The sequence below is a fragment of the Pantoea sp. S-LA4 genome (genome assembly GCF_054482835.1).
In genome coordinates this window covers 4,062,035-4,084,316 of record NZ_JBTLRC010000002.1, presented here as the reverse complement: position 1 = coordinate 4,084,316, position 22,282 = coordinate 4,062,035, and the positions used below count along the sequence as shown (strand labels likewise).

Sequence of the window (22,282 nt, the reverse complement as noted above, 5' to 3'; positions counted from 1 at the left end):
TTCGGCAGGCGCAACCAGTAAATTGCATAAAAAAGACTGTTCGCTGCATTCCACAGCAAAACCCTCTGTTATACGCAGTTACACACAAAGTTATCCACATTCATCGGGCATAACGAATTTAGGCGAGCATCACGCAAACGTTTTCGCTACAATGCCCGGCGACGTAACGGATGCCCCTTTTCGGGGCGTTACCTGAAGTTTTCGATCTTTTCTTCTTATATAAGCAAAGGAAGGATCGTTAAGCTTGATGTAACGCTCTTATATACGCGAAACAAAGCCAAGGGATAAAACCACCATGCAACAACGTCGTCCTGTACGCCGCGCTCTGCTCAGTGTGTCTGACAAAGCCGGTATCCTCGAATTTGCTCAGGCGCTCGCTGACCGCGGTGTCGAGCTGCTCTCCACAGGTGGCACCGCTCGCCTGCTGGCAGATGCGGGCCTGCCTGTCACTGAAGTCTCTGACTACACCGGCTTCCCGGAAATGATGGATGGACGCGTCAAAACCCTGCACCCGAAAGTGCACGGCGGCATTCTCGGTCGTCGCGGCCAGGATGATGCCATCATGGCGCAGCACGACATCAGCCCAATCGACATGGTGGTGGTAAACCTCTATCCCTTTGCCCAGACGGTGGCACGTGAAGGATGCTCACTGGAAGATGCTGTTGAGAACATCGACATCGGAGGCCCGACGATGGTGCGCTCTGCGGCCAAGAACCATAAAGATGTGGCGATCGTCGTGAAGAGCAGCGACTACGAGGCTATCGTGGCCGAGATGGACGCCAACCAGAATGCCCTGACCCTTGAAACCCGCTTCGACCTCGCCATTAAAGCCTTCGAGCACACGGCGGCCTACGACAGCATGATCGCGAACTACTTCGGATCACTGGTGCCGGCTTATCACGGTGAACGCAGCCAGCCAGCCGGTCGCTTCCCGCGCACCCTTAACCTGAACTTCATTAAGAAGCAGGATATGCGTTATGGCGAAAACAGCCATCAGGATGCAGCCTTCTATATAGAAGAGAATGTCGTGGAAGCCTCCGTCGCGACCGCGCAGCAGGTTCAGGGCAAAGCGCTCTCCTATAACAACATCGCTGATACCGATGCGGCACTGGAGTGCGTTAAAGAGTTCAGCGAGCCCGCCTGTGTCATCGTCAAACATGCCAACCCTTGCGGCGTCGCGGTCGGTGATTCACTGCTGACAGCCTATGAGCGCGCCTGGCAGACCGATCCCACCTCCGCGTTTGGCGGCATCATCGCCTTTAACCGCGAGCTGGATGAAGCGACTGCTCAGGCCATTATCAGCCGTCAGTTTGTCGAAGTGATCATTGCGCCAGCGGTTTCCGAGGCCGCGCTGAAAATTACCGCGACCAAACAGAATGTCCGGGTGCTGATCTGCGGCCAGTGGCAAAACCGCGTGGCAGCGCTGGACTTTAAACGGGTTAATGGCGGCTTACTGGTGCAGGATCGCGATCTCGGGATGGTCGATGCCAGCCAGCTTCGCGTGGTCAGCAAACGCCAGCCCACCGAACAGGAGCTGCGCGATGCGCTGTTCTGCTGGAAAGTGGCGAAATTCGTTAAGTCTAACGCCATTGTTTATGCGCGCGACAACATGACTATCGGTATTGGCGCCGGTCAGATGAGCCGCGTCTATTCCGCGAAGATTGCCGGTATCAAAGCGGGCGATGAAGGGCTGGAAGTGAAAGGCTCGGCCATGGCGTCTGACGCTTTCTTCCCGTTCCGCGATGGCATCGATGCGGCGGCGGCGGTGGGTATCAGCTGCGTGATTCAGCCTGGCGGCTCAATCCGTGATGACGAAGTGATCGCCGCAGCCGATGAGCATGGCATCGCGATGATCTTTACCGATATGCGCCACTTCCGCCATTAATCGTCTGGAGAGTGATAAATGAAAATTTTAGTAATTGGCAATGGCGGACGTGAGCACGCATTAGCCTGGAAAGCGGCGCAGTCTCCGCTGGCAGAAACTGTGTTTGTGGCACCGGGCAACGCTGGCACCGCATTAGAGCCCGCGCTGCAGAACGTGGCGATCGCTGCCACTGACATCCCTGCCCTGCTGGCCTTTGCCCAACGTGAAGCCATCGACCTGACCATCGTCGGCCCTGAAGCGCCACTGGTGGCGGGCGTGGTTGATGCCTTTCGCGCCGCAGGCCTGAACATTTTTGGCCCGACACAGGCAGCGGCTCAACTGGAAGGATCGAAAGCCTTCACCAAGGATTTCCTTGCTCGCCATCAGATCCCGAGTGCGGCCTATCAGAACTTCACCGAGGTTGAACCTGCGCTGGCCTATCTGCGTGAGAAAGGCGCGCCGATCGTGATTAAAGCGGATGGTCTGGCGGCGGGCAAAGGGGTGATTGTGGCGATGACGCTACAGGAAGCGGAAGCGGCGGTTCAGGATATGCTGGCTGGCAACGCCTTTGGCGATGCGGGCCATCGTATTGTGATCGAAGAATTTCTCGACGGTGAAGAAGCCAGTTTCATCGTGATGGTCGATGGCGAGCATGTACTGCCAATGGCCACCAGCCAGGATCACAAACGTGTTGGCGATGGCGACACCGGCCCGAACACTGGCGGAATGGGTGCTTATTCCCCTGCACCGGTGGTCACCGATGAGATCCACCAGCGCGTTATGGATCAGGTGATCTGGCCGACAGTGCGCGGTATGGCCGCTGAAGGTAACGTCTACACCGGCTTTCTCTATGCAGGTTTGATGATCGATCAGGCCGGTCAGCCGAAAGTGATCGAATTTAACTGCCGCTTTGGCGATCCGGAAACTCAGCCGATCATGCTGCGCCTGCAGTCGGATCTGGTCGATCTTTGTCTGGCGGCCTGTGCCGGTACGCTGGATCAGAAGACCTCTGAGTGGGACCCGCGACCTTCACTGGGCGTAGTGCTGGCGGCGGGCGGCTATCCTGGCGATTACCAACAGGGCGATCAGATCCATGGTCTGCCGCTGGAAGAAGTTGAGGATGGCAAAGTATTCCACGCCGGAACACGTCTGGAAGACGATTTAGTGCTCACCCACGGTGGCCGGGTGCTGTGCGTCACGGCGCTGGGCGACGATGTTGCGGCTGCGCAGCAGCGGGCTTATCAACTGGCACAGCCCATCTCCTGGCAGGGCAGTTTCTGCCGTCGCGATATTGGCTACCGCGCCATCAATCGCAAATAAGTTAAAGGGGCACAGAGTGCCCCTTTTTCTTCGGCTTACATATCGTCTTCTTTCGGCTGCTGTGCGCAGTCATCCTGCTGACTGATCCGCAATAGCTGCACCCCTTCCGGCGCTTCCAGCCACGACACCATCAGCGGCCTGGCCGATCCACGCTGCTGCTGCGCCAGCGTCCGTAACGCATCGGCATCAAAAGCGGGCCTGACCTGCTGGCCTTCACAGCTCTTAACCAGATTGCCGCCTGACCAGTATCCCTGTCGCAGGAATATCTGACCGCTGAGCAGCGCATCGCTGACGTTGCGCATCCGTTGGGCATCGAATTTATACAGAGCGACCGAATCCGCACTGACGGCTTCACGCCGGTCAGCCAGCTGCCGCTGCATGAAGTTGAGGCCGCCTTCCTGGTCGAAACGCAAGGTGACATCATCGGGTTGCTCACCTTTAACCTGACGATGAACGCTGATTAACGCCTGTTCCAGCCAGATATAATCGGTAACCTCGCCTTCACTACCGGAAAATGGCGTAAAGATGGTACGGATGTGGACGGACTGATGGTCATTATTCTTGCGCCAGATGCGTACGACGCCCCGGTCAGCAAGGTAACCACTGGCAGAAAAAGGAGGAATGTCGGGCGTGGAGCTGCAACCAAAAAGAAACAAGGAGAGAGACAGGGCGGAAAAACGCTGAAACAGCGTGGTCATGATGGCAGGCCCCTTAAACAAAAGGGGCGAATCGCCCCCTGTTTTAAAGCTTAACCGCAGTGCGACGTCTTACTTAACGGCGTCTTTCAGCGCTTTACCAGACACGAATGCCGGTACATTTGCTGCAGCGATTTTGATCTCTTTGCCAGTCTGCGGGTTACGACCGGTACGCTCAGCGCGGTGGTTCACTTTAAAAGTACCAAAACCAACCAGTTGTACAGCATCACCATCTTTCAGAGACTCAGTGATCGCAGCCAGAGTAGATTCCAGCGCTGCCTTTGCCTGGGTTTTAGACAGGTCAGCTTTTTCTGCGATCACATCAATCAGTTGAGTCTTGTTCATAAGTTATCCTTAAAGTGTATTTATCGCTTGCTAAGCAACGAGTGCGAGGGAAAAGCCATATTCTGGCACTCTTCAGCCTGCACGCACCGATAGCCACAATTTTCAGCCCCCCAAATGTAGACCAGAGAGGGGGCTGATGTGAAGCCTCCAGGCGCGCTAATTCGGGCCTGAAGTCACGTTTTGTCGCCTTACTGCTGGAAATTTATACCGATGTTGCTAATTCCCGCTTCACGCAGGTCCGATCGCAGACCTTTGATCAATTCAAGGTCACGCTCTTCGCACTCGGCGAGCAGTCGGAAAATCTCCCATTGGAGGTCCCATTCATCGATGATGGCCGGGTTTTCACGAAGCTCTTCGTCGGTCATTTCGCGTCCAGCCTGGGTCATTTCCAGCATGGCAACGGTGGTAATTGAAGTCTCACTGACTTCAATTGCGTGCTCAAGAGTGTCGCCGCTCAGCTGCGCATGAACCACTTCGCTTAACGCCACACAGGCATCAATCGCCGGATATACGCCGTAAACCTCAAATGCATCGCCATCAGGAATGGCGGCTTCGAGTTTTTCCAGCTGGCTGTCGAAGTTTATCTTCGCATCTTTGACCGTCAGGTTTTCCCAGATCAGATCAAGAATACGGCGATAGAGTGCCGGATCGGCAAATTCGGTCTGCTCGCAGAATGCCCGATAGTTGGGATACATGCGCTCGCACAGGCAGGCCATAAAAGTAAGATGCTGCCAGCTTTCCAGCTTCGCCAGACGCAGATGAACGGGATTTTGTAACATAAAGGTGGCTCTTATTCGTTTCGCTGGCGGCAGTGTAACTGCAAAAGCGCAGCACAAACAGTGTTAAAGCGCGTTTTGCCAGCGCTGGAAAGCCGGACGATTCGAGGCAACCGCATCTGCCCAGCGGGTTGGCTCCGGCAAACGGTAGCCGCGCGTACAGTTTTCAACCCAGTGCAGCGCAGTATCCAGACTGACGCGATGGCCGGTGGCGACAAACAGCGGATTGCAACGTTGCTTGCTGCGCCAGACCCAGCCGATCTGCTCACCTTTATCCATCAGTGGCTGACGGCTGCCCGGCTGCGCATCCAGTTCGGCAAATCGGCCGCACAGGCGGCGTTTCGCTACGCCGATGGTCGGGACATCCACCAGCAGACCAAAGTGCGACGCCACGCCGAGCCGCCGGGGATGCGAGATGCCGTGACCGTCGACAAACAGCAGGTCCGGCTTCTGCTCCAGCATCTGCCATGCCGCCATTAACGCCGGATACTCACGGAAGGAGAGAAAGCCGGGAATGTACGGCATGGTGGTCTCAATGCGCGCAATGCGATGCTCCACCAGCGTTAGCGAGGGATATTCAAGCACCACCAGCGCCGCCCGGGTGACCGCGCCTTCCTGCTCAAACCCCACATCCGCCCCGCCGATAAAGCGTGGCGGCAAGACGTCAAAATCATCTTCACGCACCACATCAGCGGCGCGTTGCAACTGCTCAGCGCGAAGTGCGGCAATATCCATAGTTACTCCTGATGGAAAGGACGTGACAAACGGTGCACGGCTTCTACAAATACGCCCGCGTTTTCTGGCGGAACGTCCTGATGAATCCCGTGACCGAGGTTGAAAACATGACCGGTGCCGTTGCCGAAGCGCTCCAGAATCCCGGCGACTTCCTGTTCGATACGGGCGGGCGGCGCATACAGCATTGAAGGGTCCATGTTGCCCTGCAGCGCGACTTTATCGCCAACACGACGACGTGCATCGTCGATATCCGTGGTCCAGTCGAGGCCCAGCGCATCACAGCCGGTTTCCGCCATCGCTTCCAGCCACTGACCGCCCCCTTTGGTAAACAGGGTAATCGGCACGCGTCGGCCGTCATTTTCACGCAGCACGTTGTCGACGATTTTGTGCATGTAGTGCAGCGAGAACTCACGGTAATCGCGGCCGGTCAGTACGCCGCCCCAGGTATCAAATACCATCACCGACTGGGCGCCAGCACGAATCTGGGCGTTGAGATAGAGGATGACGCTGTCCGCCAGTTTATCCAGCATTGCATGCAGTGTGGCCGGATCGGCATACATCATCTTTTTGATTTTGGTAAACGCCTTACTGCTGCCGCCTTCCACCATGTAGGTCGCCAGCGTCCACGGGCTGCCGGTAAAACCGATCAGCGGCAGGTCACCGTTCAGGCTTTTACGGATGGTACGCACCGCGTTCATCACGTAGCCCAGCTCCATTTCCGGATCGGGCACCGGCAAGCGCTCGACATCAGCCCGACAGGTAATCGGATTCGAGAAGCGTGGACCTTCGCCGGTTTCGAAATAGAGGCCCAGCCCCATCGCATCCGGGATGGTCAGGATGTCACTGAAGAGGATGGCCGCATCCAGCGGATAACGGCGCAGCGGCTGCAGCGTTACCTCACAGGCCAGCTCGGCATTTTTACACAGCGACATAAAATCACCGGCTTCGGCGCGCGTCGCTTTGTATTCCGGCAAATAGCGTCCGGCCTGGCGCATCATCCACACCGGCGTCACATCAACTGGCTGACGCAACAGGGCACGCAAATAACGGTCGTTCTTCAGTTCACTCATCTTATTACTCTCTCAATTTCAGGCGTGTAGTGTAGCACTTTCACGCTCCGGCGCGGCACAGGGCGACGGTATCTTCAATCAGGCGACGCGCCACGGTGCCCGGTGGCGGCAGCAAAGGTAAGGCATCAAAACGGAACCAGGCGGCATCTAACAGCTCTTTGCCGTCATGTTGCAGATCGCCGCTGTCATACTCCGCCATAAAGGCCGTCATCAGCGACTGCGGGAAGGGCCACGGCTGAGAGGTGACATAGCGCACGTTTTTAACGCGGATGTTGCTCTCTTCCATCACTTCCCGCGCCACCGCCTGCTCCAGCGTCTCGCCCACTTCGACGAAACCGGCCAGCACGGTATAGACCTTATTGCGGTGGCGGGCATGATTAGCCAGCAGGATCTGGTCGCCACGGCGGATCGCTACGATGATGCAGGGCGCAATCTGCGGATAATATCGCTCGCGACAATGGCTGCACAGGCAGGCAAATTCATGTTTACTGTGGTGCATTTCGTGGCCGCAGTAGCCGCACCAGCGATGCGAACGGTAGAACTCCGCCAGCTGCACGCCGCGACCTGCCAGCTGAAACAGCCCGACATCCAGATCGATCAGTTGCCGCACCGAGAACATGCTTTCTGAACGCGGCTCGCAAATCAGCCAGACGTTTTCCCCCTGCCACTCGCCAATCAGTCGGGCTTTCGTGCCAGTCAGACCGAAATTTTCGGCGCTTCCGTGGGGTAAATCACCTTGTGGCAACCAAAGTTTCTGCTCGTGGCTGACAATCCACCATCCAGCGTCTACGCTTGAGATTTCGCATTGCATTTATTTCGTCATCCTTAGCGTCAACTCGCACGCTGAAGTCCTGATGTTAAGTGTGTAGATAAACAACTATAACTCACATGGAGTTAGATATGCTTAACCAGTTAGACGTCCTGGCCGAACGCGTAGGTGGCAGTAACGAACTGGTCGATTCGTGGCTGGAAGCCCGTCGCCAGCTGTTAGTGACCTATTACCATCTGGTCGGCCTGAAACCGAAAAAAGAAGCTCTGACCCGCCTCGATGAGCAGGCGCTGGATAACTTCTGTCATGGCCTGGTCGATTATCTCTCCGCCGGTCACTTTAGTATTTATGAACGCATCATCAGCGAGATGAGCGGTGACAGCCCGATGATCGCAGCGGCCCAGGTTTACCCGCCGCTGGAAGCCAACACCGAGCGCCTGATGCAACTGTACGATGGCCATTTGCAGCAGGCGATCGATGACGATAACTGCATGACGTTCCAGCAGGCGTTGTCTGAAGTTGGTGAAGTGCTGGAAGCGCGCTTCACGCTGGAAGATAAGCTGATCCAGCTGGCATGGGACAACCATCTGGCCCCCCCGCCGGTAGCCAATGACAGCCAGATGGCTCGTCCGGCGTAACCTTAATCACCGGTAAAGGGGTTGTGATTCTGTTACAGCCCTTTTATGCTGAAAGGGTTCTGGCGGCTCAGGCCTGATGAACCTTTTTTCTGTTTAAAAGTTATCGTTTTAAGCCGGTGCCTATCGGCGCAGCGTAAAACGTCTTCTTGTCGGAGTGCCCAATTGGGCTGAGACCGTTAATTCGGGATCCGCGGAACCTGATCAGGTTAGAACCTGCGAAGGGAACAAGAGTAAATATTGCCAGTACGCCAGTGTTTTGCGCTGCCCGTGCTGTTACTCCTGCCGAACTCCGGACAAGCATCATTCCCACTCAACTGGAAGATTGCTATGTCTGACTCAAAAATGACCCGTCGTGAACAGCGTGCCCAGGCCCAGGAATTTATCGATTCACTGCAAGGCGGCAACGCGTTCCCCCGTTCTGAACGTATCTGGATCACCGGCAGCCGGGAGGATATTCGCGTGCCAATGCGCGAAATCAGGCTCAGCCCGACCCACATCGGTGGCAGCCAGGATCAGCCGCGCTATGAGCCGAATGATGCGGTGCCGGTCTATGATACCGCCGGCCCCTATGGCGATCCCGCCGCGCAGATCGATCTGCATCGCGGACTGACGAAACTGCGTGCCGGCTGGATCGAAGAACGTCATGACAGCCAGCCACTGCCGCAGCGCAGTTCAGGCTATACCCAGCAGCGTCTGGCGGATGAAAGCCTCGATCATCTGCGTTTTAACGCGCTGCCTGTGCCGCGCCGCGCCCTTACCGGCCGTTGCGTCACACAGATGCATTATGCGCGTCAGGGCATCGTTACGCCGGAAATGGAGTTTATCGCCCTGCGAGAGAATATGGGCCGTGAGCGAATCCGCGACCAGATTTTGCTGCAACAGCATCCCGGCCATAGTTTTGGCGCGCAACTGCCGGATAACATCACGCCCGAATTTGTCCGTCAGGAAGTGGCCGCGGGTCGGGCCATTATCCCCGCCAACATTAACCATCCTGAATCGGAACCGATGATTATCGGCCGTCACTTTCTGGTCAAGGTAAATGCCAACATCGGCAATTCAGCGGTCAGCTCATCGATTGAGGAGGAGGTCGAAAAGCTGGTCTGGTCAACGCGCTGGGGTGCCGATACGGTAATGGATCTCTCTACCGGCCGGAATATTCATGAAACGCGCGAGTGGATTTTGCGAAACAGCCCGGTGCCGATCGGCACAGTGCCGATTTATCAGGCGCTGGAGAAAGTGAACGGCGTGGCCGAAGCGCTTAACTGGGCGGTGTTCCGCGATACGCTGCTTGAACAGGCGGAACAAGGGGTTGATTACTTCACCATCCATGCTGGCGTGCTGCTGCGCTATGTGCCGATGACGGCAAAACGGTTGACCGGTATTGTCTCGCGCGGCGGATCGATCATGGCGAAATGGTGCCTGTCGCATCATCAGGAGAGCTTTCTCTATCAGCATTTCCGCGAAATCTGTGAAATCTGTGCCGCCTACGATGTCTCACTGTCGCTGGGTGATGGTTTACGTCCAGGCTCGATTCAGGATGCGAATGACGAAGCGCAATTTGCCGAACTGCGTACGCTGGGAGAGCTGACAAAGATCGCCTGGGAATATGATGTGCAGGTGATGATTGAAGGCCCCGGCCACGTCCCGATGCATATGATCCGCCGCAACATGACGGAGCAGCTCGACCATTGCCATGAAGCGCCCTTCTATACGCTTGGGCCGCTCACTACTGACATTGCGCCCGGCTATGACCACATTACATCAGGTATCGGTGCCGCCATGATTGGCTGGTTTGGCTGCGCCATGCTCTGTTATGTCACCCCCAAAGAGCATCTTGGGCTGCCAAATAAAGAGGATGTGAAGCAGGGATTGATCACCTACAAGATTGCCGCTCATGCCGCCGATCTCGCCAAAGGCCATCCGGGTGCGCAGATCCGCGATAACGCGATGTCAAAAGCGCGCTTTGAATTTCGCTGGGAAGATCAGTTTAATCTGGCGCTCGATCCCCATACCGCGCGCGCCATGCATGATGAAACCCTGCCGCAGGAGTCAGGCAAGGTGGCGCATTTCTGTTCAATGTGCGGCCCAAAGTTCTGCTCAATGAAAATATCGCAGGAGGTGCGGGATTTTGCCGCACGCCAGCAAGCCAGCGCTGAGCCGATTGAGGTGGGTATGGCTCAGATGTCTGAACAATTTCGCCGCCGCGGTGGTGAGCTTTACCACCCCGCCGATGCCATGAAGGAGGAGTAACAATGACTGCATTTCCTGCTACCGCGCCGCGCCTTGGGCTTTATCCGGTAGTCGATAGCGTTGACTGGATCGAACGCCTGCTGGACGCGGGCGTCCGTACTCTGCAACTGCGCATCAAAGACCAGCCGGACGAGGCCGCCGAAGCCGCTGTCGCCCAGGCGATTGCGCTGGGCAAACGCTACGATGCGCGCCTGTTTATCAATGACTACTGGCGGCTGGCGATTAAACATCACGCCTACGGTGTGCATCTGGGCCAGGAAGATCTGGAGGTGGCAGACCTGGCGCAGATCCGCCAGGCCGGACTACGGCTCGGTATTTCTACCCATGATGATGCCGAACTGGATCGTGCCCTGGCTATTCAGCCCTCTTATATCGCGCTGGGCCACATTTTCCCGACCCGGACCAAAGAGATGCCCTCGGCACCACAGGGACTGGCGGAACTGCAGCGACATCTGGCGCGACTGTCAGACATTCCCACCGTGGCGATTGGCGGTATCTCTGTGGATCGCGCGCCAGCGGTGCTGGCGACGGGCGTCGGCAGTATTGCGGTGGTCAGCGCCATTACTCAGGCAGATGACTGGCGTGAGGCGACCCGTATTCTGCTGGCACTGGCCGAACCGGGGCCGTTTGCATGAGTATGACTGAGTAACCTGCCGCAAAAATAATCAACGTACTGTAACGACAGCGAAAAAGCAGGAAGGCCGCGCGCAGCGATTCATTCAGTTGCTGGCGCGGCATCGGCCTACGGCTTACGGTAACGGTCGTCAGGTGATCGTTATCTGACCAGGGCCAGTTCCCTCCCTCTTTCTGGCCCTGCTTCTTCCTTATTTAGCCACCAGCAGATCGGACGCTAAGGCAATGGGGAGATCATCATGCTGGCAGGCGCGCATCGCCCGCTCAACGGCGGCTCCCACTTTTGCCAGCGCCTGTTCAGTGTGATCATTGATCGGCAAGCCATAATTTAAGCGCAGGCAGTTACGGTATTTACCCGAGGCAGAAAACAGCGAGCCTACGGCAATCTGGATTTTAGATTCATGCAACTCGCGATTGAGCCGCACCGCATCAAAGGGTTCGGGCAACTCAATCCACATCAGAAAACCGCCCTGAGGTCGGGAAACACATATACCGCAGGGGAAGTAGTGCCGTACCCAGCAACTGAAAATTTCATAATTGCGATGGTAGATTTGCCGCATCCGCCGCAGATGAGGTTGATAATGGCCCTGACGAATAAACTCGGACACCGCATGTTGCGGCTGCGTGGCGGTAGAACCGGTAACGATGTACTTCATATGCAGAACGCGGTCCCGGTAGCGGCCCGGTGCTACCCAGCCAACCCGTAAACCGGGCGCCAGGGTTTTAGAAAAGGAGCTGCAGAGCAGAACCCGGCCATCCAGATCCAGCGCTTTAATGGTCGGCGGACGCGGATATTCCCAGGCAAGTTCACCATAGACGTCATCTTCAATTACTGCGGCGTCAAAACGTTGTGTCAGCGTCAGCAGCGCGCGTTTGCGCGGTTCCGGCATGATGAAACCCAGCGGGTTATTACAGTTCGGCACCACGACCACTGCTTTAATGGGCCACTGATCAAAGGCCAGTTCCAGCGCTTCCAGACTGATGCCGGTGACCGCATCGGTGGGGATTTCAATGGCGCGGATGCCAAAGCCGCGCAGCGTCTGCATGATGCCGTGAAAAGAGGGTGACTCCACCGCAATGATATCGCCGGGCTCGCAGACCGCGCGTACCGCCACCGATAACGCTTCATGACAGCCGGTGGTAATCACGATGTCATCCGCAGTGAGCTGACAGCCGCTGTCGATCGCCAGACGTGCCACCTGTTGCCGCAGTTCCAGCACGCCATACAGGTTGTCATAGTTGAGTAACGCCATTTCCTGCTTCTGGGCCTGGCGGCTGAATGCCTTCCACAGCGGTTTAATCGTCGGCTGGGTCAGATCCGGCATGCCACTGCCCAGCTGAAGCACATCGTTGTCCAGACGACTGTTGATCAACTCCAGTACCGCATCCCATTGGGTCACTTCAACCGGACGCTGCGCAGGCCGAGTCAGTGCCGGTATCGGCGGTGTCGCTTTCCGCGACGCGACGAAATAACCTGAACGCGACTGGGGCGTGATCATCTGCTTCTCTTCCAGCAGGTGATACGCCTGCTGGACCGTGCTGATACTGACGCCATGCTCGGCGCTAAGGCTGCGTACCGAAGGGAGACGCTCACCGCTGCGGTACAGGCCCTGTTCAATACTCTGTGCCAGCAGCGTTGCCAGATGTTCATAGCGGGTCATCGTATCCTCTCTCTTCGTTTAGCAAAGTCTTAACCAGTACAGTTAGCCACTATTATTACCATTCAGATCGGTTTCCCAGCAATCTGTATGTTAAATAAAGGTGAATTTTGCATCTGTATCATACAGCGCATTCCCAACAAAATGGTCTCAGGCAATTCAATGAGGACCGGACAATGGGATATGATGAAAATCGCGCGGGAAAACCGTTTACAGGCACCCCTTATACGCTGGTGCGTTATCTGTGGCGCAGCTTTAAACGCTGGCAGTGCCGGCGTGAAACCCGCCTCATTCTGTCGAAGCTCAGCGACGGGCAGCTGAAAGATATCGGCCTCGGTCGCGATGACTGGAAATAGCTGTACTGAAGCCAAAAAAAAACCCTGCCGAGGCAGGGTTTTTTATTTCACCAGCGACAATTACTCGTCGTTGTTACCGCCAAGACCGGCGTTCAGCAACTCGGCCAGGCTGGCTGAGGCTTCATCCGCAGTGACCTGCGGTGCAACCGGCACTTCGCCTGCCGCTTTGCGGCGCATACGATCCTGATGGTAAGCGTAACCGGTACCGGCCGGGATCAAACGACCCACGATTACGTTCTCTTTCAGGCCGCGCAGTTCGTCGCGCTTGCCTGCTACTGCAGCTTCGGTCAGGACACGAGTGGTCTCCTGGAACGATGCGGCAGAGATGAACGATTCGGTTGCCAGTGACGCTTTGGTGATACCCAGCAGGTCACGCATGAAGGTAGCGCCAACTTTTCCGTTCGCTTCCAGATCGCGGTTAGCAATCTTGATGCGAGAGAATTCAGCCTGCTCACCTTCGAGGAAGTCTGCACTTCCTGCGCTCATGATGGTTGCTTTACGCAGCATCTGACGAACGATGACTTCGATGTGCTTATCGTTAATCTTAACGCCTTGCAGACGGTAAACTTCCTGCACTTCGTTAGTGATATAACGGGTCACCGCATGCACGCCGCGCAAGCGCAGGATGTCATGTGGAGATTCCGGGCCATCGGAAACCACGTCACCGCGCTCAACACGTTCACCTTCGAACACGTTCAGCTGACGCCATTTCGGAATCATCTCTTCGTACGGCTCGCTACCATCCAGCGGTGTAATCACCAGACGACGCTTACCTTTGGTCTCTTTACCGAACGAGATAATACCGCTGATCTCGGCCAGAATTGCTGGCTCTTTCGGACGACGCGCTTCGAACAGGTCGGCAACGCGTGGCAGACCACCGGTAATATCTTTGGTACCGCCAGATTCCTGCGGAACACGCGACAGGGTGTCACCTGCGCTGATCTTAACGCCATCTTCCAGCTGAACAATCGCTTTACCTGGCAGGAAGTACTGAGCCGGCATATCGGTGCCCGGGATCAGAACGTCGTTGCCGTTGGCATCAACGATTTTCAGTGCAGGACGCAGATCTTTACCGCCCGCAGTACGCTCGGCGCTGTCCAGAACCACCAGCGAGGAGAGACCGGTTAAGTCATCTGTCTGACGGGTGATCGTCTGGCCATCAATCATGTCGGTGAAGCGAATGAAACCGCCCACTTCGGTGATAACCGGCATGGTGTGCGGATCCCAGTTTGCGACAGTTTCGCCCGCTGCAACCTGCTCACCATCACCTTTCGCCATGGTGGCACCGTAAGGAACTTTATAGCTCTCTTTGGTACGACCAAATTCGTCGATCATTTTCAGTTCAACGTTACGCGAGGTGATCACCAGCTTGCCAGCCGAGTTGGTTACCGACTTGGCATTGGTCAGCTTGATGGTACCTTTGTTCTTCACCTGAATGCTGGATTCAGCAGCCGCACGAGATGCCGCACCACCGATGTGGAACGTACGCATCGTCAGCTGTGTACCTGGCTCACCGATGGACTGTGCTGCGATAACACCGATCGCTTCACCTTTGTTGATGATGTGACCACGTGCCAGGTCGCGACCGTAGCAGTGTGCACAAACACCAAAGTCGGTTTCACAACCTACTACCGAACGGACTTTCAGGCTGTCGACTGAGTTCAGTTCCAGCACGTCACACCAGTGCTCATCGAGCAGGGTGTTACGTGGAACCAGAATGTCAGCGGTGCCAGGCTTCAGTACGTCTTCAGCAGTTACACGACCCAGTACACGTTCACGCAGTGGCTCTTTAACGTCGCCACCTTCGATGACCGGAGTCATCATGATGCCTTCGTGCGTACCACAATCGTCTTCGGTAACGACCAGATCCTGAGCAACGTCAACCAGACGACGCGTCAGATAACCGGAGTTCGCAGTTTTCAGTGCGGTATCCGCCAGACCTTTACGTGCACCGTGGGTTGAGATGAAGTACTGAAGTACGTTCAACCCTTCACGGAAGTTTGCCGTGATAGGTGTTTCGATGATGGAGCCATCTGGCTTCGCCATCAGACCACGCATACCGGCCAGCTGACGAATCTGTGCAGCAGAACCACGCGCACCGGAGTCAGCCATCATAAAGATGCTGTTGAAGGAAACCTGTTTCTCTTCTTCGCCATGACGGTTGATCACGGTTTCGGTTGAGAGGTTTTCCATCATCGCTTTAGCAACACGTTCGTTTGCCGCAGCCCAGATATCGATGACTTTGTTGTAACGTTCGCCGGCGGTAACCAGACCTGACTGGAACTGTTCCTGAATCTCAGCCACTTCGGCTTCCGCTTCAGAGATGATTTCCACTTTCTTGGCCGGGATAACCATGTCGTCGATGCCGACTGACGCGCCTGAACGGGCAGCGTAAGCAAAACCGGTGTACATGGTCTGGTCAGCAAAGATAACGGTCGGCTTCAGGCCCAAAATGCGGTAACAGGTGTTCAGCATTTTGGAGATCGCTTTTTTACCCAGCGCCTGGTTGACGATGGAGTACGGCAGACCTTGCGGTACGATCATCCACAGAATCGCACGACCAATGGTGGTGTCGATAATGCTGGTTTTCGGAACGAATTCGTCCTGCTCGTTTTTGCTGTATTCAGTGATACGAACTTTAACGCGGGCATGCAGCTCAGCCAGGCCAGCGCGATAAACACGCTCAGCTTCTTTCGGGCCGGTCAGCACCATGCCTTCGCCGCGGGCGTTCACTTTGTCGCGGGTCATGTAGTACAGACCCAGAACAACGTCCTGTGAAGGAACGATGATTGGCTCGCCGTTCGCTGGAGACAGAATGTTGTTGGTCGACATCATCAGCGCACGCGCTTCCAGCTGGGCTTCCAGCGTCAGCGGTACGTGAACAGCCATCTGGTCACCATCGAAGTCGGCGTTATAAGCCGCACAAACCAGCGGGTGCAGCTGGATCGCTTTACCTTCGATCAGAACCGGTTCAAACGCCTGAATACCCAGACGGTGCAGCGTAGGCGCACGGTTCAGCAGAACCGGGTGCTCACGGATCACTTCGTCGAGGATATCCCAGACAACCGCTTCTTCGCGCTCAACCATTTTCTTCGCGGCTTTGATGGTGGTGGCGAGGCCACGCAGTTCCAGCTTGCCGTAAATGAACGGTTTGAACAGTTCGAGTGCCATTTTCTTCGGCAGACCGCACTGATGCAGGCGCAGGTATGGACCCACGGTGATAACCGAACGACCAGAATAGTCGACACGTTTACCCAGCAGGTTCTGACGGAAACGACCCTGCTTACCTTTGATCATGTCAGCCAGCGATTTCAGCGGACGCTTGTTGGAACCGGTGATCGCACGACCGCGACGACCGTTATCCAGCAGAGCATCGACCGCTTCCTGCAGCATACGTTTTTCGTTACGTACGATGATATCTGGCGCAGCCAGATCCAGCAGGCGCTTCAGACGGTTGTTACGGTTGATCACACGACGATAAAGATCGTTCAGATCCGACGTAGCAAAACGGCCACCGTCCAGCGGTACCAGCGGACGCAGATCCGGCGGCAGTACAGGCAGCACGGTCAGGATCATCCACTCTGGCTTGTTGCCAGACTGCACGAACGCTTCCAGCAGCTTGATACGCTTGGTCAGTTTTTTACGCTTGGTTTCAGAGTTGGTTTCGTTCAGCTCTTCACGCAGCTGCTCGCACTCCTGCTCCAGATCCATGTTTTTCAACAGGGCCTGGATCGCTTCGGCGCCCATTTTGGCGTCGAACTCGTCACCGAACTCTTCCAGTGCGTCAAGGTACTGCTCTTCAGTCAGAATCTGGCGCTTCTCGAGGTTGGTCATGCCACCTTCGACAACCACGTAAGATTCAAAGTAGAGCACGCGCTCGATGTCACGCAGCGGCATATCCAGCAGTAAGCCGATACGCGATGGCAGTGACTTCAGGAACCAGATGTGCGCAGTCGGCGACGCCAGTTCGATGTGGCCCATACGCTCACGGCGTACTTTAGTCTGGGTCACTTCAACGCCGCACTTCTCACAAATCACACCACGGTGTTTCAGGCGCTTATACTTTCCGCACAGGCACTCGTAGTCTTTTACCGGCCCGAAGATACGGGCACAGAACAGACCATCGCGCTCTGGCTTGAAAGTACGGTAGTTAATGGTTTCCGGCTTTTTCACTTCACCGAAAGACCAGGAACGGATCATGTCTGGCGAAGCCAGCGCAATTTTGATCGCATCAAACTCTTCGGTTTTAGTTTGCGCTTTCAGAAACTTAAGTAAGTCTTTCACGGATTAGCTCCCGTCGGAGTGAGACTCAGGGGGCGTCCAACCGAAATTGAACGCCCCATAACCAGTACAATTGCGAGCGCTTAACCCTGCGCTTTCAGGCGGCAGTGACCCGCCGCCTGAATCGGGGTTACTCGTCTTCCAGCTCGATGTTGATACCCAGCGAGCGAATCTCTTTCAACAGTACGTTGAACGATTCTGGCATGCCCGGTTCCATCTGATGGTTGCCGTCAACGATGTTTTTATACATCTTGGTACGGCCGTTGACGTCATCAGACTTAACGGTAAGCATTTCCTGCAGGGTATACGCGGCGCCGTATGCTTCCAGCGCCCACACTTCCATCTCACCGAAGCGCTGACCACCGAACTGTGCCTTACCACCCAGCGGCTGCTGAGTAACCAGGCTGTAGGAACCGGTTGAACGCGCATGCATCTTGTCATCAACCAGGTGGTTGAGTTTCAGCATGTACATGTAGCCAACGGTTACCTGACGTTCGAACTGCTCACCGGTACGGCCGTCAAACAGGGTAATCTGACCAGAAGAAGGCAGACCGCCGAGCTGTAACAGCTCTTTGATTTCGCTCTCTTTCGCGCCGTCAAACACCGGAGTGGCGATTGGCATACCTTTTTTCAGGTTCTCAGCCAGACGCAGAACTTCGTCGTCGGTGAACGTATTCAGATCAACTTTCTGACGTACGTCGGTGCCCAGGTCGTAAGCGCGCTGGATGAATTCGCGCAGTTTCGCGACCTCTTCCTGCTTCTTCAGCATGGCGTTGATCTTCTCGCCGATGCCTTTCGCTGCCATACCCAGGTGGGTTTCAAGGATCTGACCGATGTTCATACGTGACGGTACGCCCAGCGGGTTCAGTACGATGTCAACCGGCGTGCCGTGTTCATCGTAAGGCATATCTTCGATCGGGTTGATCTTGGAGATAACACCTTTGTTACCGTGACGACCTGCCATTTTGTCACCCGGCTGAATCTGACGCTTAACGGCCAGATAAACCTTAACGATTTTCAGCACGCCTGGTGCCAGATCATCGCCCTGGGTGATCTTACGACGCTTACCTTCGAGCTTCTTCTCAAACTCGTGTTTCAGTTCGTCGTACTGCTCTGCCAGCTGCTCCAGCTGGTTTTGCTTAGCTTCGTCAGTCAGACCCAGTTCCAGCCAGCGCTCACGCGGCAGCTTGTCCAGTTTGTCTGCTTCAACGCCACCGGAAATCAGCACGCTCTGGATACGGCTGAACAGGCCCGCTTCCAGAATCTGCAGTTCTTCAGACAGGTCTTTCTTGGCCTGCTTCAGCTGCATCTCTTCGATTTCAAGTGCACGTTTGTCTTTTTCCACGCCATCGCGGGTAAAGACCTGAACGTCGATCACGGTGCCTGACACGCCGTTCGGTACGCGCAGTGACGAATCTTTCACGTCAGAGGCTTTTTCACCGAAGATAGCGCGCAGCAGTTTTTCTTCCGGCGTCAGCTGGGTTTCACCTTTCGGCGTTACCTTGCCCACCAGAATGTCACCACCGGTCACTTCAGCACCGATATAGACGATGCCGGATTCATCCAGTTTAGACAGCGCTGCTTCACCCACGTTCGGGATATCGGCAGTGATCTCTTCTGGCCCCAGCTTGGTGTCACGCGACACACAGGCGAGTTCCTGGATGTGAATAGTGGTGAAGCGATCTTCCTGAACCACACGCTCGGAGACCAAAATGGAGTCTTCGAAGTTGTAGCCGTTCCACGGCATGAACGCGACACGCATGTTCTGGCCCAGCGCCAGTTCACCGAGGTCGGTGGACGGGCCATCTGCCAGCACGTCGCCGCGCTCAACCGGCTCACCCAGAGAAACACATGGCATCTGGTTGATGCAGGTGTTCTGGTTAGAACGGGTATATTTGGTCAGGTTGTAGATGTCGATACCGGCTTCGCCAGCGTGCATTTCGTCTTCGTTAACTTTGATAACGATACGGGATGCATCAACGTACTGTACGGTACCGCCACGTTTCGCTACGGCGGTTACACCGGAGTCAACCGCAACAGCACGTTCCATACCGGTACCAACCAGCGGCTTATCAGCACGCAGAGTCGGAACGGCCTGACGTTGCATGTTCGCACCCATCAGGGCGCGGTTGGCGTCATCGTGTTCCAGGAACGGGATCAGTGATGCACCGACAGAAACCACCTGTTGGGTGGAAACGTCCATGTAGTCAACCTGATCGCGGCTGAACAGGCTCGACTCGCCTTTGCTACGGCAGGTGACCAGGTCATCAACGAACGCGCCGTTCTCATCAAGCGAGGCGTTCGCCTGAGCGATAACGTAGTTACCCTCTTCGATAGCGGAGAGGTAGTGAATCTCGTCAGACACTAAACCATCGATAACACGACGATAAGGTGTTTCAAGGAAACCGTACTCGTTGGTCTGTGCATAGACAGACAAGGAGTTGATCAGGCCGATGTTCGGACCTTCAGGGGTTTCGATTGGGCAGACACGACCGTAGTGCGTTGGGTGTACGTCACGCACTTCGAAGCCGGCACGCTCACGAGTCAGACCACCTGGGCCAAGTGCAGAGATACGACGTTTGTGCGTAATCTCTGACAGCGGGTTGTTCTGATCCATAAACTGAGAGAGCTGGCTTGAACCAAAGAACTCTTTCACCGCCGCCGAAATCGGCTTGGCGTTGATCATGTCCTGTGGCATCAGGGTATCGAGGTCGCCCAGTGACAGACGCTCTTTAACCGCACGCTCAACACGCACCAGACCCACACGGAACTGGTTCTCAGCCATCTCACCGACTGAACGAATACGACGGTTACCGAGGTGGTCGATATCGTCCACTTCGCCTTTACCGTTACGGATGTCGATCAGCTTCTTCATCACTTCGATGATGTCTTCTTTGCTCAGGATGCCTGAACCTTCGATTTCATCACGCAGCAATGAACGGTTAAACTTCATGCGGCCGACCGCAGAGAGATCGTAACGATCTTCAGAGAAGAACAGGTTCTCAAACAGGTTCTCTGCAGCTTCACGCGTTGGCGGCTCACCAGGACGCATCATGCGGTAGATCTCAACCAGTGCGCTCAGGCGATCGCTGGTTGGGTCGACACGCAGGGTCTCGGAGATATAAGGACCGTGGTCCAGATCGTTAGTGAACAGCGTTTCGATGCGCTTGTGACCCGCCTGGCTCAGCTTAGCCAGCAGATCCAGCGACAGCTCCATGTTGGCCGCAATGATCAGCTCACCGGTGCTCTCATCGATATAATCTTTAGAGACCACTTTGCCCGCGATATATTCAACCGGGACTTCGATGTGCTGAATGCCATCTTTTTCCAGCTGACGGATATGGCGCGCAGTAATACGGCGTGCTTTTTCGACGTAGACGGTGCCGTTAGCTTCGATATCGAAGGTAGCGGTTTCACCGCGCAGGCGCTCAGGCACCAGTTCCATCTGCAGCTTGTTGTCACGGATTTCAAACACCACTTTCTCGAAGAAGATATCGAGGATTTCAGTGGTGGTGTAATGCAGTGCGCGCAGGATGATACTGGCCGGCAGCTTACGACGACGGTCAATACGGACGAACAGGTTATCTTTCGGGTCAAACTCAAAGTCGAGCCATGAACCACGGTAAGGGATGATACGTGCGTTATACAGCACTTTACCCGATGAGTGGGTTTTACCCTTATCGCTGTCAAAGAACACGCCAGGACTACGGTGCAGCTGAGAAACGATAACGCGCTCGGTACCATTGATAACAAAGGTACCGTTGTCGGTCATGAGCGGAATCTCGCCCATGTAGACTTCTTGTTCTTTAATGTCTTTTACGGTGCCTTCTGGCGCTTCGCGCTCATAGATCACCAGACGCAGTTTCACGCGCAGCGGTGCCGAATAGGTCACGCCACGGATCTGACACTCTTTCACGTCAAAGACAGGCTCACCTAAACGATAGCTCACATACTGCAACTCAGAGTTGCCGCTGTAGCTGGCGATAGGGAAGACGGAACGGAATGCAGCTTCCAGTCCGTACTGACCTTCTGGATCTTGCTCGATAAACTTCTGGAACGAATCAAGCTGGATGGAAAGGAGATAAGGTATGTCCAGAACTTGCGGACGTTTACCAAAATCCTTACGAATACGTTTTTTCTCGGTATAGGAGTAAACCATAGGGTTCCTCAGCTAGCTGACAAGTCGACCCACGCTGTCCGTCCTGACAGGACAGTTCATGCAACACGATTTTGTTTGTTTCACTGGCTGCGCAGCAGCAGTGCAATACCTCTTTCTATCACGCTTAAATCATTTCATCGCTTTTGCGAGGGCAGGGAACCCGCACAGGAAAGCGGTATATTAAGTCGTCGATAGAGAAAGATATTGAGAAGAGCAACAATGGACAAACAGTGTGAAACCCCATTGAGGCCCTGTAGCGCAAAAAGGCTGGTGACCAAAAAGTCACCAGCCATCAGCCTGAAACTACTCAGACTGCAACCCGAAGGTTGTCTTACTTAACTTCAACTTCAGCGCCAGCTTCTTTCAGAGCAGCTTCAAGTGCAGCTGCGTCATCTTTGCTGATGCCTTCTTTGATTACGCCAGTTGCTTCAACCAGATCTTTGGCTTCTTTCAGGCCCAGACCAGTTGCAGTACGTACGGCTTTGATTACTGCTACTTTGTTCGCGCCAACAGCTTTCAGGATAACGTCGAATTCAGTTTTTTCTTCAACAGCTTCAGCCGGGCCAGCAGCAACAGCTACAGCAGCAGCAGCAGAAACGCCGAATTTTTCTTCCATAGCAGAAACCAGCTCAACTACTTCCATTACGGACATAGCTGCAACAGCTTCCAGAATTTGGTCTTTAGTGATAGACATGACAATTGTTCCTAAGAATCAGAAAAAGTTTATACGTTA

16 protein-coding genes and 1 riboswitch are annotated in these 22,282 nt (G+C 55.2%); of the genes, 6 read left to right on the top strand and 10 right to left on the bottom strand.

Features of this window, described 5'->3' with window-relative positions; all coding sequences use genetic code 11:
• The first annotated feature begins 295 nt into the window (after window positions 1-295).
• Together purH and purD are read left to right on the top strand one after the other, a co-directional pair.
• Window positions 296-1,885, top strand: a complete 1,590-nt coding sequence (gene purH, locus ACX3P5_RS19970; RefSeq protein ID WP_458969165.1) for a bifunctional phosphoribosylaminoimidazolecarboxamide formyltransferase/IMP cyclohydrolase — start codon at window positions 296-298, stop codon at window positions 1,883-1,885.
• Window positions 1,886-1,903: 18 nt separating this feature from the next.
• Window positions 1,904-3,184: a phosphoribosylamine--glycine ligase gene (gene purD / locus ACX3P5_RS19965; RefSeq protein WP_233985599.1), complete on the top strand. Its 1,281-nt coding sequence runs from the start codon at window positions 1,904-1,906 to the stop codon at window positions 3,182-3,184.
• A 35-nt stretch (window positions 3,185-3,219) separates the two neighbouring features.
• Here purD and ACX3P5_RS19960 read toward each other — a convergent pair whose 3' ends face one another.
• The 6 genes from ACX3P5_RS19960 to nudC form a co-directional block, all read right to left on the bottom strand.
• Window positions 3,220-3,882, bottom strand: coding sequence for a DUF1481 domain-containing protein (locus ACX3P5_RS19960; RefSeq protein WP_458969164.1), 663 nt, complete (start codon window positions 3,880-3,882; stop codon window positions 3,220-3,222).
• Between the two features lie 69 nt (window positions 3,883-3,951).
• The gene (gene hupA, locus ACX3P5_RS19955; protein ID WP_003850136.1) at window positions 3,952-4,224 is read right to left on the bottom strand and encodes a nucleoid-associated protein HU-alpha; all 273 of its coding nucleotides are present in this window, start codon (window positions 4,222-4,224) and stop codon (window positions 3,952-3,954) included.
• 188 nt (window positions 4,225-4,412) lie between these two features.
• A complete protein-coding gene (locus tag ACX3P5_RS19950; RefSeq protein WP_031376924.1) occupies window positions 4,413-5,003 on the bottom strand; it encodes a YjaG family protein in 591 nt (196 codons plus the stop codon).
• A 63-nt stretch (window positions 5,004-5,066) separates the two neighbouring features.
• Window positions 5,067-5,735, bottom strand: coding sequence for a deoxyribonuclease V (gene nfi / locus ACX3P5_RS19945; RefSeq protein ID WP_233985601.1), 669 nt, complete (start codon window positions 5,733-5,735; stop codon window positions 5,067-5,069).
• Window positions 5,736-5,737: 2 nt separating this feature from the next.
• Complete coding sequence (gene hemE / locus ACX3P5_RS19940; protein ID WP_233985602.1) at window positions 5,738-6,805, bottom strand: uroporphyrinogen decarboxylase; 1,068 nt, start codon at window positions 6,803-6,805, stop codon at window positions 5,738-5,740.
• A 40-nt stretch (window positions 6,806-6,845) separates the two neighbouring features.
• On the bottom strand, window positions 6,846-7,616 hold the full coding sequence (gene nudC / locus ACX3P5_RS19935) for an NAD(+) diphosphatase (protein ID WP_458969163.1): 771 nt from the start codon (window positions 7,614-7,616) through the stop codon (window positions 6,846-6,848).
• Window positions 7,617-7,705: 89 nt separating this feature from the next.
• Between nudC and rsd the strand changes: the two genes are divergently transcribed.
• The 3 genes from rsd to thiE all read left to right on the top strand — a co-directional run bounded on the left by rsd (window position 7,706) and on the right by thiE (window position 11,097).
• Window positions 7,706-8,212 (top strand): sigma D regulator, encoded by a 507-nt coding sequence (rsd, locus tag ACX3P5_RS19930; protein ID WP_233985604.1) that lies wholly within the window; start codon window positions 7,706-7,708, stop codon window positions 8,210-8,212.
• A gap of 140 nt (window positions 8,213-8,352) precedes the next feature.
• A riboswitch (TPP riboswitch) is annotated at window positions 8,353-8,453 on the top strand.
• 86 nt (window positions 8,454-8,539) lie between these two features.
• The gene (gene thiC, locus ACX3P5_RS19925; RefSeq protein WP_293001016.1) at window positions 8,540-10,462 is read left to right on the top strand and encodes a phosphomethylpyrimidine synthase ThiC; all 1,923 of its coding nucleotides are present in this window, start codon (window positions 8,540-8,542) and stop codon (window positions 10,460-10,462) included.
• A gap of 2 nt (window positions 10,463-10,464) precedes the next feature.
• Window positions 10,465-11,097, top strand: coding sequence for a thiamine phosphate synthase (thiE, locus tag ACX3P5_RS19920; RefSeq protein ID WP_458969162.1), 633 nt, complete (start codon window positions 10,465-10,467; stop codon window positions 11,095-11,097).
• A gap of 189 nt (window positions 11,098-11,286) precedes the next feature.
• On the opposite strand, the gene ACX3P5_RS19915 is transcribed toward thiE, so the two are convergent.
• The gene (locus ACX3P5_RS19915; RefSeq protein WP_458969161.1) at window positions 11,287-12,756 is read right to left on the bottom strand and encodes an aminotransferase-like domain-containing protein; all 1,470 of its coding nucleotides are present in this window, start codon (window positions 12,754-12,756) and stop codon (window positions 11,287-11,289) included.
• A 173-nt stretch (window positions 12,757-12,929) separates the two neighbouring features.
• Between ACX3P5_RS19915 and ACX3P5_RS19910 the strand changes: the two genes are divergently transcribed.
• Window positions 12,930-13,109, top strand: a complete 180-nt coding sequence (locus tag ACX3P5_RS19910) for a DUF1127 domain-containing protein (RefSeq protein WP_233985607.1) — start codon at window positions 12,930-12,932, stop codon at window positions 13,107-13,109.
• 60 nt (window positions 13,110-13,169) lie between these two features.
• On the opposite strand, the gene rpoC is transcribed toward ACX3P5_RS19910, so the two are convergent.
• From rpoC to rplL, 3 genes are all read right to left on the bottom strand, one after another.
• Window positions 13,170-17,393: a DNA-directed RNA polymerase subunit beta' gene (gene rpoC, locus ACX3P5_RS19905; protein ID WP_233985609.1), complete on the bottom strand. Its 4,224-nt coding sequence runs from the start codon at window positions 17,391-17,393 to the stop codon at window positions 13,170-13,172.
• Window positions 17,394-17,520: 127 nt separating this feature from the next.
• Window positions 17,521-21,549, bottom strand: coding sequence for a DNA-directed RNA polymerase subunit beta (rpoB, locus tag ACX3P5_RS19900; protein ID WP_336757288.1), 4,029 nt, complete (start codon window positions 21,547-21,549; stop codon window positions 17,521-17,523).
• Between the two features lie 331 nt (window positions 21,550-21,880).
• Entirely contained in the window at window positions 21,881-22,243 is a 363-nt protein-coding gene (rplL, locus tag ACX3P5_RS19895; protein ID WP_006121499.1) for a 50S ribosomal protein L7/L12, read from the bottom strand.
• Window positions 22,244-22,282: the final 39 nt, after the last annotated feature.